Annotated in this window: 12 protein-coding genes; 6 read left to right on the top strand and 6 right to left on the bottom strand. The window is 60.4% G+C overall.

The window, feature by feature from the left end; genetic code table 11:
* Nucleotides 1-193: 193 nt before the first annotated feature.
* The 6 genes from E0E00_RS09240 (at nucleotide 194) to E0E00_RS09215 (ending at nucleotide 8804) form a co-directional block, all read left to right on the top strand.
* Complete coding sequence (locus E0E00_RS09240) at nucleotides 194-625, top strand: zinc ribbon domain-containing protein (protein WP_130812239.1); 432 nt, start codon at nucleotides 194-196, stop codon at nucleotides 623-625.
* 1032 nt (nucleotides 626-1657) lie between these two features.
* A complete protein-coding gene (gene thrS / locus E0E00_RS09235; protein WP_130812238.1) occupies nucleotides 1658-3424 on the top strand; it encodes a threonine--tRNA ligase in 1767 nt (588 codons plus the stop codon).
* A gap of 97 nt (nucleotides 3425-3521) precedes the next feature.
* A complete protein-coding gene (locus tag E0E00_RS09230) occupies nucleotides 3522-4148 on the top strand; it encodes a PLP-dependent transferase (protein ID WP_130812237.1) in 627 nt (208 codons plus the stop codon).
* A gap of 385 nt (nucleotides 4149-4533) precedes the next feature.
* Entirely contained in the window at nucleotides 4534-7152 is a 2619-nt protein-coding gene (adhE, locus tag E0E00_RS09225; protein WP_130812236.1) for a bifunctional acetaldehyde-CoA/alcohol dehydrogenase, read from the top strand.
* A 33-nt stretch (nucleotides 7153-7185) separates the two neighbouring features.
* The gene (locus tag E0E00_RS09220) at nucleotides 7186-7962 is read left to right on the top strand and encodes a phosphotransferase family protein (RefSeq protein WP_130812235.1); all 777 of its coding nucleotides are present in this window, start codon (nucleotides 7186-7188) and stop codon (nucleotides 7960-7962) included.
* A gap of 146 nt (nucleotides 7963-8108) precedes the next feature.
* Nucleotides 8109-8804, top strand: a complete 696-nt coding sequence (locus E0E00_RS09215) for a hypothetical protein (RefSeq protein WP_130812234.1) — start codon at nucleotides 8109-8111, stop codon at nucleotides 8802-8804.
* On the opposite strand, the gene E0E00_RS09210 is transcribed toward E0E00_RS09215, so the two are convergent.
* Genes E0E00_RS09210 through E0E00_RS09185 form a run of 6 tightly spaced genes read right to left on the bottom strand, consistent with a single transcriptional unit; the run spans nucleotide 8790 to nucleotide 12508 of the window.
* Entirely contained in the window at nucleotides 8790-9305 is a 516-nt protein-coding gene (locus E0E00_RS09210) for a dihydrofolate reductase (RefSeq protein ID WP_130812233.1), read from the bottom strand. The genes E0E00_RS09215 and E0E00_RS09210 overlap by 15 nt on opposite strands.
* A gap of 8 nt (nucleotides 9306-9313) precedes the next feature.
* Complete coding sequence (thyA, locus tag E0E00_RS09205) at nucleotides 9314-10162, bottom strand: thymidylate synthase (protein WP_130812232.1); 849 nt, start codon at nucleotides 10160-10162, stop codon at nucleotides 9314-9316.
* Nucleotides 10163-10205: 43 nt separating this feature from the next.
* Nucleotides 10206-10643: a (deoxy)nucleoside triphosphate pyrophosphohydrolase gene (locus E0E00_RS09200; RefSeq protein WP_130812231.1), complete on the bottom strand. Its 438-nt coding sequence runs from the start codon at nucleotides 10641-10643 to the stop codon at nucleotides 10206-10208.
* Nucleotides 10643-11365, bottom strand: coding sequence for an acyl-[acyl-carrier-protein] thioesterase (locus tag E0E00_RS09195; RefSeq protein ID WP_130812230.1), 723 nt, complete (start codon nucleotides 11363-11365; stop codon nucleotides 10643-10645). The genes E0E00_RS09200 and E0E00_RS09195 overlap by 1 nt, the downstream gene beginning before the upstream one ends.
* A 49-nt stretch (nucleotides 11366-11414) precedes the next feature.
* Nucleotides 11415-12014 (bottom strand): putative ABC transporter permease, encoded by a 600-nt coding sequence (locus tag E0E00_RS09190; protein WP_130812229.1) that lies wholly within the window; start codon nucleotides 12012-12014, stop codon nucleotides 11415-11417.
* Nucleotides 12008-12508, bottom strand: coding sequence for a phosphohydrolase (locus tag E0E00_RS09185; RefSeq protein ID WP_242622211.1), 501 nt, complete (start codon nucleotides 12506-12508; stop codon nucleotides 12008-12010). Before E0E00_RS09185 ends, E0E00_RS09190 begins: the two co-directional genes overlap by 7 nt.
* Between the last annotated feature and the right edge of the window lie 39 nt (nucleotides 12509-12547).

The raw sequence follows: 12547 nt of genomic DNA, 5'->3' as shown, positions 1-12547 counted from the left end.
GTGTTGTTGAGGTCGCGTTCGCATTGTGTGGAGAATCGTCCGTAGCGTGTGGCTCCATTATGCTTGCAGGCGAGGTTGCGGGCATTCTTGCTCATATCTGATACAATCATCAATCGCGTTGCCCGGTCATGCGCTACCGACCGCTGGAAGTTAAGCGTCGCGTTCACATGCGTCAACAAGAGGAGTCCAGGGAATGCAAGACCTTATCGACCAAATTCTCACCCCCGAGGTCAGGATGGTCCTGTACCTCATGGTTGTGTGTGTCGTGATGCTTTATGTCCTCTCCATCGTCTATGTGATTCGCGATGCGCAGCGTCGTGGTGCAGAGCCTTGGTGGATGTGGGCAATCATCTCGGTCATTCCTATAGCGGGCCTTCTTGCGTACGTTATCCTGCGGCCCAGCTCCTACCTCATTGATCGTGAGGAGCAAGATCTTGACATTGCGCTGCGCGAGCACCAGCTCTCGCACTACGGCATCTGCCCCAAGTGTGGTGCCCCCATTGACCGCGATTTTGTGGTGTGCCCCATTTGCAACACCCAGGTGAGGAATGTGTGCCCCACCTGTCATCGTCCACTCAACGCTGACTGGAAGGTGTGTCCGTACTGCCGTACACGCATCCAGTAGCTGCGCGAACAGAAGATTTGCTGAACTTTCCAGCTTTGCTTCTTGGGGGTTCCGCTTTCTGCGGGACCCCTTCTCATGCTGCTATGGCTAATGAGACGATTTCGGATACACAGCAGTGTCGAAATCGGCAAAAATGTCCAAAGCCGTCTTCCCAGCATCATTGGTACGTCCACCCTCCGTTGCATGGCGGCCTGAGTGTGCACAAAAACGCTCTATCGGTGGGAAATTGAAATTCCGCTGCATAAAAACGAGCTATCGCGGGGCTCTTTGAGGACTTGGCATCAAATATTGAATCAATGTTCCATTTAGCTGCATATTGTATAACAAATATGCGAAAGTATGGATTAAGAAGTTGCGTCTTTGATAATCGAGCCCCGAAGTGCCCAGCGATAGCTCGTTTTTGTGCAACGGCGACCAAATACTCCAGCGTTAGAGGTGTTTTGTACAAGGCATCCCTTGTCCGGTCACACTCGACGAAGCCGGCCATCTTGTTGAAGCACCAAACGGCACGTTTTTATGGGTGATGGCAATCTTACGGTCACCCACTGAGCGGCAACATATGCCAGCCTGGAAAGGTGTGGCAACGGTCCTCTTGGGGCTCAGGCTCGCAAGGGTCTCGCCCACACGCTTCGCGCGACTCCCGTGTGAGTTTGTCTTCCCTGCGACAAGCCATCATCTCTGGTGTAAAGTGTCAGTGCTTATCCAACGGCAGGCAGCGCAGGTGACCAAACGCGTCTACGGAGACGCAGTGTCGCATGAGCTCGCAGGAGTGTCAAAGAATGCGCGGGGGAGTTATCAGGGTATGTGCCACACGAGCGACGTGCACATGTTCCGTTTGGCCCAGGACGCAGCTGGTATCCACGCGTCTCTCGTCACGCGCACCACGACTGCGGCGATGACTATCTAGGCGGCTGTCCCTCGTCTGGCCATGCGCCACGTGACAGTCGCCGTTATGTGCCGGTCGCCGGATGCGGCCAGCAATGTCACCCTGCAGTAAAAGTTAGGGGAGCTACCCCAAGAAAGAGGTTTCTCATGAAGGTTCTCTACAACGATGGCCACGTGGGCGAGTGTCCCGAGGACCAGGAGCTGCACGTCGTTCGCCACTCCGCGGCGCACATCATGGCCCAGGCTATCAAGCGCCTGTACCCCAAGGCCGACTTTGCCTTTGGCCCCGCCACCGAGAACGGCTTCTACTACGACATCGACCTTCCCAAGGGCACCAAGATCTCGGAGGAAGACTTCCCCAAGATCGAAGCCGAGATGGCAAGAATCTGCAAGGAGAACCTCAAGTTTGAGACCTACGAGCTTCCCCGCGCCGAAGCCATCACGCATATGAAGGACCGCGGCGAGAAGTACAAGGTCGAGCACATCGACGACCTCCCCGAGGACGCCCACATCACGTTCTACAAGCAGGGTGAGTACGTCGACATGTGTGTGGGCCCTCACCTCCTCTACACCAAGGCGCTCAAGGCCTTCAAACTCACGGGCGTTTCCGGTGCGTATTGGAAGGGCGACAAGGACAACAAGATGCTCACCCGCATCAACGGCGTCGCCTTCCGCAGCAAGGATGAGCTTGCCGCATGGGAGCACCTGCGCGAGGAAGCGGAGAAGCGCGACCACAGGAAGATCGGCCAGGAGATGGAGATCTTCATGATGAACGAGGCCGGGCCCGGCTTCCCGTTCTGGCTACCCAACGGCATGCGTATACGCAATTCCCTCATGCAGTACTGGCAGGAGATGCAGGACAGGTATGGCTACGACCAGGTCCAGACGCCCATCATCCTGTCGCGTAGCCTGTGGGAGACCTCGGGCCACTGGGACCACTACAAAGAGAACATGTACACCACCAAGATCGACGATGAGGACTACGCGATCAAGCCCATGAACTGCCCAGGTGCCTGCCTCATCTACAAGAGCAAGCCGCGTAGCTACCGTGATTTGCCGCTCAAGCTCGCCGAGGCCGGCATCGACCACCGTCACGAACTCAGGGGCGCACTCCACGGCCTGTTCCGTGTGCGCGAGTTCCAGCAGGACGACGCGCACCTCTTTATCCGTCCAGACCAGATTACCGAGCAGGTCATGGACGTCGCACATCTCATTACGGCCTACTATGCGCAGTTTGGCTTCCCGTATCGCGTCGAGCTCTCTACGCGCCCCGAGAATTCCATGGGCTCCGATGAGGACTGGGCGCATGCCGAGCAGGGCCTGAAGGACGCCCTCGAGTCCATGCATGTCGACTACAAGCTCAACCCCGGTGACGGTGCCTTCTACGGACCCAAGATTGACTTCCACCTGCAGGACTGCCTGGGCCGCGAGTGGCAGTGCGGCACCATACAGCTCGACTTCCAGCTCCCGCACAACTTCCAGCTCGAGTACACGGACAAGGATGGCTCCAAGAAGCAGCCCATCATGATCCACCGCGCGGGCTTCGGCAGCTTCGAGCGCTTCATCGGCATGCTCATCGAGCAGTACGCAGGCAAGTTTCCCGTGTGGCTCTCGCCCTGCCAGGTGAAGGTCCTGCCTGTTTCCGAGAAGACCCGCGAATATGCCGACCAGGTTGCCAAGGTTCTCCGTAATGCCGGCGTGCGCGTGAAGGTGGACGAGCGCGACGAGAAGATTGGCTACAAAATTCGCGAGGCCCGTTCGGTGGACCGTGCGCCTTACATGCTTATCCTGGGCGAGAAGGAGGCCGAGGGCGACTTCATTTCCGTGCGCGATCGCTCCAACGAGACCGTCCAGCGCCGGCTTGACGAGTTCGTGGCCAGCATCACCGAGGAGATTCGCGAGCGTCGAGGGTAGTGCGCGTCGACTGAGACAAGCCTGTGATAGCCTACGGCGGGACGGCCGCTAAGGTCGCCTCGCCGCTTGTGTCCATTTACCGAGAGGAGCAAGGACCATGTCCAAGCGACCCTTCGTGCTGCGCGTGGTGAGCCAGGGGGAGCTCGATCGGGCCCTTCTCGGCGTGCAAGTGGTAGCACCGCTTGCCGGAAAGCCCGAGCGCTGTGCTGACATTCGGGCGCTGGCTGCCGCCGCGCACGATGGGGGAGCCTCTCTCGCCTGCGATCTCTCTCTTACGGGGGGCGCGTGCCCCGCGGTGCGCCTCGGCGCAGACGTAGCCTTCATGCCGATGGATGAGGGGCCAGATGGCCGCGTTCTTGTGTGGGTCTATCGAGGCATATCAGGTGAGGGGCGCTTGCTGCTTGCAGCCGGTGTGGAGGTGGGGGAGAGGGAGCACGCGCTTCTCGAACACAGGCTTCAGGAGTGGCGAAAATCGTCCGATGCGGCGCAGGCGGTTGCGAGGTATCTCGTGTGCCACCCGGCGGTCGAGGGTGTGGTGTACCCGGGGGTTAAGGAGGACGCGTCGTTCTCGGTGGCAGCGCGCACGCTTGAAGGCGGCTTTGGGCCATTTGTGGACTTTCGGGTCCGTGGCGGAGACACTTGGCACCGGGTAACTTGCACGCCCGATGACCCCATGCGTCAGGTTATAGCCTTGGAGCATAGGCTCAAACAGCTGGATAGATAGCAGGCCCATTGCCCGTTGATGCGCAGACACCCCAGCACCAATCGTGCCGAGTGCCGGAAAACCATTGTCATGTATGCGCACAGCGACGGTCCAGCTAACACCCTGCCCACCAGCCGTCCGAGACGGGCGGTACGGGAACGTTATCCTGGGTTGTAGGCTTTCGTAGGACAGAAACCTTTTGGCAAACAATGTGCTCATCTATATGCACAATCGACCGTAAGCGGTATGATATGGACGTCGAGTGGCGTTTGGGGGAGAAGGCTAGCCGTCTGCCTATTTACTTGACGCACCGTATGTATCAAAACACGTTTTACCTCACGTTCGTTTGCTTGTTGTTGGTTCGACTGGCCCCAATCGGTCGGTCGATTGTGGATATGGAGGTAACATGGCAGAGAAGGCTACGGTCATTGACAGCGTGGACGCGCTGGCAACACGCATCAAGGAGATGCGCGCCGCCCAAGCGGAGTTCGCCACGTTCACCCAGGAGCAGGTGGACAAGATTTTCTACGCTGCCGCCATGGCAGCAAACAAGGCACGCACTCCTCTCGCCCAGATGGCGGTCGAAGAGACCGGCATGGGCATCATGGAGGACAAGGTCATCAAGAACCACTTTGCCTCCGAGTACATCTACAACAAGTACAAGGACCTCAAGACCTGCGGCGTTATCGAGGACGACCCGGCGTTTGGCTACAAGAAGATTGCCGAGCCCCTTGGCATCATCGCCGCCGTTATCCCCACCACCAACCCCACGTCTACGGCAATCTTCAAGACGCTGATCTGCCTCAAGACGAGGAATGCCATCATCATCAGCCCGCACCCGCGCGCCAAGAAGTGCACCATCGAGGCTGCCCGTATCGTGCGTGACGCCGCCGAGGCCGCAGGATGCCCCAAGGGCATTATCGACTGGGTGCCTGCGCCCACGATTGAGCTCACCGGTGCCCTCATGAGCTCCGTCGACTGCATCCTGGCCACCGGTGGCCCGGGCATGGTCAACGCCGCCTACAGCTCGGGCAAGCCCGCCCTGGGCGTTGGCCCTGGCAACAACCCCGCCATCATCGATGACTCCGCCGACATCGAACTCTCGGTGAACTCCATCATCCACTCCAAGACATTCGACAACGGCATGATCTGCGCAACCGAGCAGAACGTGATCGTGGTCGACAAGGTCTACGACAAGGTGAAGGCCGAGTTCCAGAAGCGCGGCTGCTTCTTCTTGCAGGGGGAGGACATCGCCAAAGTTGGCAACACCGTTATCGTGAACGGTGGCGTCAACGCCAAGATGGTCGGCCAGCCCGCGACCAAGATCGCTGCCACCGCCGGCGTCGAGGTTCCGCCTTCGACCAAGGTCCTTATCGGCGAGGTCGCCTCGGTTGACCCCTCCGAGCCCTGGGCGCATGAGAAGCTCACCACCATCCTTGGCATGTACCATGCCACCGACTTTGATGACGCTATCGCAAAGGCCTCCCGCCTCGTGGCGGACGGCGGCTACGGCCATACGGCGTCGCTTTTCGTTGACCCCAACGAGAAGGACAAGATCGCCCACCACGCCGAGGTCATGAAGGCCTGCCGCATCCTCGTGAACACCCCTGCCGCCATGGGCGGCATCGGCGACCTCTACAACTTCATGCTGCCTCCCTCGCTCACGCTCGGGTGCGGCTCCTGGGGCGGCAACTCCGTCTCAGGCAACGTCGGCCCCCAGCACCTTCTGAACATCAAGTCTGTGGCTGAGAGGCGTGAGAACATGTTGTGGCTCCGTACACCCGAGAAGATCTACTTCAAGAAGGGCTGCATGCCCGTCGCCCTGCGCGAGCTCAAGGACGTCTACGGCAAGAAGCGCGCTTTCATCGTCACCGACAAGTTCCTGTACGAGAGCGGCTTCACCAAGAGAATCGAGGCCTCTCTCGACGAGATGGGCATCGCGCACGAGTCCTTCTGGTCCATCTCGCCCGACCCCAAGCTCCAGGATGCCGAGAAGGGCGAGGAGCTTCTCCGCGCCTTCCAGCCCGACTGCATCATCGCCATCGGCGGCGGCTCCGCCATGGACGCCGGCAAGATCATGTGGTCCATGTACGAGAGCCCTGACGAGGACTTCTCTGACATGAGCATGGACTTCATGGACATCAGGAAGCGCGTCTACACGTTCCCCAAGATGGGCAAGAAGGCCTTCTTCGTGGCCATCCCCACCTCCTCGGGCACCGGCTCCGAGGTCACGCCGTTTGCCATCATCACCGATGCCGAGACTGGCATCAAGTGGCCCGTCACGGACTACGAGCTCATGCCCAACATGGCCATTGTCGACACTGACAACATGATGACGCAGCCCAAGGGCCTCACCGCCGCCTCTGGCGTTGACGTCCTCACACACTGCCTTGAGGCCTACGCCTCGATGATGGCGTCCGACTACACGGACTCCTTTGCGCTGCGTGGCATGAAGCTCGTTTTCCAGTACCTGCCGCGCGCGTATGACGACGGCTCTGACGTCGAGGCCCGCGACCACATGGCCAATGCCTCCTGCCTGGGCGGCCTTTCCTTCGCAAACGCGTTCCTGGGCATTAACCACTCCATGGCCCACAAGCTTGGTGCCTTCCACCACATTCCGCACGGCCTGGCCAACGCAGTCATTCTGCGACGCGTCATGCGCTACAACGCAGCCGAGCGCCCCACCAAGATGGGCACCTTCCCACAGTACGACCACCCCAAGACGCTGCACCGCTACGCCGAGGCCGGCCGCTTCTGTGGTGCCACGGGCAGGGACGACCAGGAGGTCTTCGAGAACTTCCTCACGATGATCGGCGGGCTCTTCGACCATGTGGGCGTCAAGCACACGATTGCCGAGTACGGCGTTGACGAGCAGTACTTCCTTGATACCCTCGACGACATGAGCCTGCAGGCCTTCAACGACCAGTGCACCGGCGCCAACCCGCGCTACCCGCTCGTATCCGAGATAAAGGAGCTCTACCTCGACGCCTACTACGGCCGTCCTGCCAGCTCATACGAGGACTAGTCATCTCACATCCGGCTACTAGGAGGCATCACCATGCAGCTTTCTGACGAGCGCGTCGAGCTTGCTCGCCGCCACAACAAGGTTGTCTACAAGGATGGCAACAGGATTGTGAAATCCTTTGTGCGCACCAAGCCCGCTGTCGATATCTTTCGTGAGGCGCTGAACCTCGCCCGCATTGAGCAGGTCGAGGGTCTCAACACCCCCAAGGTCCTCGAGGTGTCGCAGGTCGAGGACGGCTCGTGGGCCCTCGCCTACGAGTACTTCCCTGGCCGCACCCTGCACGACCTCATGAAGGAGGCCGAGGGTACCGAGAGGTTCGATGAGCTTCTCAAGACGTTTGTGGACCTTCAGGTCAAGGTCCAGAACACGCCCGCCCCACAGGCGCTCACCGGCCAGTGCGACAAGATCGTCCGCATGATTGGACGCGTCAAGTCGCTTGACCCGTCTGCCCGCTACGATTTGCAGATGCGTGCCGACCGCCTTCGCAAGGGCCGCTCCATCTGCCACGGTGACTTCAACCCCACTAACGTTGTCGTGGGCGAGGATGGCAACCTCTTCGTGTGCGACTGGACGCATGTCACCGTCGGCCTGCCCGACGCCGATGCGGCCATGACCTACATGCTGCTCACGCTTGAGTTCCCCGCTGCCGCTGACAAGTACCTCGACCTGTACTCCAAGACCGCGGACATCGCCAAGCAGAAGATCAGCTACTGGCTGCCCGTTGTTGCCGCAGCCGAGCTCTCGCGTGGTCGCAAGGACAACGAGGAGTTCCTCAACAACTGGATTGACGTCGCCAGCGACTACGAGTAGGCCTCCGCGCCACAGACGTTGTCGTTGTCGCGCTCAGCCGAGGCACCCAGCGGCCGTTGGGTGCCTCTTTGCGTGCAGGGCGCGCCTGTTCGTCTAGGCTTGGCAGGTGCCCTTCAGGAATGTCTCCGCATCACAAGGAGTTCCACATGCGTGTCTCTCGCAATTCTCGCCGCCCGCTTGGCCAAGCGCTCTCGTGCCTTGGGGTTTTCGCCCTTGCGCTTGTCGTGTGCTTCTTGCTTACCGCCTGCAAGAGCGATGCTGAGAAGGTCACGGAGACTGTGACGCAGTTCATGGACGGCTACGATGCCATCGCGCATCCCAGGGAGGATGATGAGGAGGGCGATGACAAGCCTGTCGATGGCGGCGTACCCAGTCCCCAGTTTGGCGATGATGCGACCATAGCCAAGCTTGATGGGTTTGGCATTGATGGGGCCGAGTACCACAGGCATGTGCTCTCACACTTCTCGTATGAGGTGGGTGACGTGAGCGTTGCCGAGGACGGCAAGGCGGCCACCGCGAGCGTGAGCGTCACCAATGCAGTCCTCTCGGACGCCATCACCAATGCGGCATCAGACTTCGAGGCATGGATGCTTACCGACGATATGCAGCCGACCCTTGACTCGGGTGGGCGAGCAGCCCTGGTCGACAAGCTCTTCGACTACCTCTACCAGCGCCTCGATGCCGAAGACGCTACCACTGCCACTACGGAGGCCACGGTCTCCCTCACGAAGGGAGACAATGGTACCTGGAGTGTCGACACGCCGCTCTCGGATGACTTCTACACGGCGCTCTATGGCGGGACAGACATTCGCACAGCGGAGGAAGCGTCAGCGCAGGGATAAGACAGGGGGCAGTCCCCCTGTCTCATAGGTGACGAAGGTGAAGGGGATGCAGCTCTTGGTGGTGCCGCCGGGCTCCGTGGACTCGACGTGCCATGCAGGGTCCTCGTCTAGGTTGGGGAAGAAGGCGTCCGCGGGCTTCTCGACGTCGAACTTGGTCACGTAGACATGTGAGCAGTGGGGGAGAAGCGCTCGGTAGACGGACTCCCCGCCGATGAGCCACACCTTGTTGGGGTCATCGGCCGCAACCGCATCGAGCGCACCGGCGGGGGAGACCACACCCACCACGCCCCTGGGGAGCTCGCCTGGGTTATGGGTGACCACGACGTTTCTTCTCCCCTTGAGGGGGCCCCCAGGAAAGCTCTCGAGGGTCCTTCTGCCCATGACAACCGTGCCGCCCATGGTCAGCTCAACAAAGCGGTGCATGTCGACCTTGCTGTGGACGAGAAGCTCGCCCCCATAGCCTATGCCCCAGTCGCTGCAGACGGCGACGATTGCATTCATGGTTCCTCCTAGATGGCGATGGGGATGCCCTTTACCTGTGGGCCGCATTGGTAGCCCTCGACGATAAGGTCATCGGTCGTGAAGTCGTAGAAGTTCGTGACCTCGGGATTGAGGCTCACCTGCGGGGCGGAGAGGCGCGGACGAGAGATGAGCTCGCGAATGACGGGTGCGTGGCGGTCGTAGATGTGGGCGTCGGCAATCATGTGCACCAGCTCACCGGCGTTCATGTTGGATACCTGTGCCACCATCATGAGCAGAATGGCGTACTGGCATACGTTCCAGTTATTGGCGGCAAGCACGTCTTGGCTCCGCTGTACGAGGAGCATGTTGAGCGTGGGACGGCTCTCGCCGGGCTCCTGCGTCACGTTGTAGATGGCGTTATAGGCGCAAGGGTACAGGTGCATCTCGGAGAGGTCCGAGAAGGTGTAGAGGTTGGTCATGATGCGGCGCGAATAGGGGTTCTCGCGCAGGTCCTTTAAGACGCGGTCCATCTGGTCGTAGTCGCCGTCGGCATAGTGGGAGACCTTGCCCACCTGGTAGCCGTACGCCTTGCCAATAGAACCGGTCCCGTCTGCCCACTCATCCCAGATGTGACTGTGGAGGTCGTGGACGTTGTTCGATTTGCGCTGGTAGATCCAGAGAACCTCGTCCATCGCACTCTTGAGTGCCGTGCGACGTAGCGTGATGGCGGGGAACTCCTCGCGCAGGTCGTAGCGGTTGCATATGCCAAAGCGCTTGATGGTGTAGGCCGGCGTCCCGTCTTCCCAGTGCGGGCGAACCTTTTGCCCCTCGGTCGTGGTGCCGTGGTCGAGAATATCGGTGCACATGTCGACGAAGATGTCGTCTGCCTTGCTCATGGGTTTCCCTCCTCTGTGTGGTGGCGTATGGGCAGGTTTGCCCTTACAGGTGTTCCGACTCCATGAACTGGTCCCAGGCGAGCCCCAGTGTCTGGACGAGGCCCTGGTCTGCTGGCAGCCACGCCACATCGAGAAGGTCCCCGTGCCCAAGCCAGCGCAGCTCCTTGTGCACTCCAGGCTTGGCCTTGGGCTCTGCGTCTGGTGCCAGCGTGCACACAAAGCAGTCCATGACCAGGTGAAACTCAGGATAGTCATACGTCAGCGTGTCAAGAGGCCACATGACCTGGAGCTTGCAGCCAAGCTCCTCTATGACCTCGCGGCGGCAGGCCTCCTCGCCCGTCTCGCCCTGCTCGACCTTGCCACCGGGGAACTCCCAGCCGTCCATGCCATGCGCGCGGCGTGCCGCCAGGATGCGCCCGTCTCGCTGGATGATGGCTGCCGCCACGTGTATCGTGGATGTGTTCTCGTCCTGCTCGGCCATTACGCGCGCCCCTCCATCCTCACGATGGCGCGGGGCTTGCCGTCCACGCCGTCAATGCTCACGGTGACCTCGCTGCCGCCGCCATAGACCACCGGCTGCAGCGTGTCGCCGAGAAGAGCCATGGCGCGGTACTGCACCTCGAGGCTCGCAAGGTCCATGGCGTGCCCCAACTCGCCCGCGGCAAGAAGGGCAAAGCGCACGTACTCGGCGTTGTTCACGTGACGGTTGGTGTCGAGGTGCTGCTCGGTGATGACGATTGCGGATGTGGGCGTGCCTTCGCCTTGGGGCTTGAGGTGATGAGAGATCTGCGGGAGGTCTTTCGGGCGTTCGTCACCCTCCAGATAGACCGATTCGCTATCCGGGATGGTGATGACATGCTCCCGCGAGAAGTCGTACATATACCATTGGGAGTCCGCACATACGTGACGCGTTCCATCTGCTCCCAGAACCTCGAAGCAGCGTCCCACCTGGAGCCGTTTCATGCCATAGCACCAGGTGCTCGTTGTGATGGTGTCGCAGAAGCGGGGAAGTGAGCTTATCTCAATGAGCCAAGACGTCACAAACCAGCCGAGGTGGTCGCGGCGAAGCTCCCTAATGCCCCTTCCCTTGGCCTCGCACTGGAAAGTAGAGCAGTCTTGCAGGTAGTTCATCATGGGCACCAACGCGAGAACGCCGTTCTCGTCACACTCGCTGTAGCGCACCCTGCTGTCAAATGAGTACATGCTGCCTCCGGTATGGTAGTTGGTCACCCCACCTTAGCAGCAATTCGACCTAGCGTCTAAGTGTGATCCTTCCGTCATTCCCACTGGCGCTGTGCACAAAGGACGAGAGCGCCGTGTCTGCACCGTATGTCACGAGGCACGCCGTTGCCGCGGCCTCGCATGCGAACTCTCCCCAGGATGAGAAAAAGAGGATGAGCTGCGGCTCTATGGCAAAGACCACGAGCACTGAGAAGAAGCCGAAAAGTGCCGAGGCGATGGGGCAGATAAGCCCGCGATAGTTGAGGGGCCAGCCGGTGTAGTCCCACCAGCGCCTGCCAAAGCGCTTCTCCAGCACGCGTCCTGTGGCGTACTCAATAGCGGTAGCCAGCACCGCGCCCGCCGCAAAGACGACGAACGGACTCTCGATGTGGCCGAGAAGTGCGTAGACGATGATGGCGCCCGAACCGTATATGGGGCAGCTCGGGCCAAAGAGGAAGCCCCGGCGCACCGGACGGCGTTCCACGATGGAGCAGTAGATGGTCTCCCAGACCCAGCCGCCAATCGAGATGGTGGTCATAGAGAGTATAAGGATGGCAAGGTGGAAGGCTGAAAGATCGAGCGCAGGCATTATGGCAAGGGCCTCGATGGCCGACCTGGCGTGGGCTAGCATGCCACACCTCCATGCAACTTCTTAGACCATGGCCGCTTGGCGAAGACCTCGACGGTCGAGCAGGCCTTGTCCACAAGAGAGACCACGAACGCCTCCATGTGGCGTGGCGGTGACGGCACGAGGGGGAACATGTGGTGGGCAATAATGTCTCGCTCGAGGTTGGTAAGGTCGGGGAAGTCCTGCTCGGCGTTTCTTAGCGCATGGTGCGGATGTGTGAAGCCATGCCACGCGTCGGGGGCCGCTTGGTGGTCATGCCAGTCGTAGAGGTAGTAGTCGTGGAGAAGTGCCCCGCGCACGAGGGCCCGCTCGTTGCAGGTAAGGTTGAGCGTCCGCACAAGAGCCAGGCTCAGGTAGGAGACGGCGGCTACATGCTCGAGCGTGGTGGTCTCGCCATGCTGCACATAGTCAGCCATGAGCGCCACGCGCGGAGCTGCGAGCGTTGGTGCGGCGAGCTCCTCGTAACGTTGGCGTATCGCTTCTGGGGTAGAATCCACGCGTGGCTCCCTCAATCCGGACGGCTAACTTATTTCCAA

This window comes from Olsenella sp. Marseille-P4559, from assembly GCF_900605015.1.
Taxonomy (GTDB): domain Bacteria; phylum Actinomycetota; class Coriobacteriia; order Coriobacteriales; family Atopobiaceae; genus Tractidigestivibacter.
This window is presented reverse-complemented; position numbering and strand designations above follow the sequence as displayed.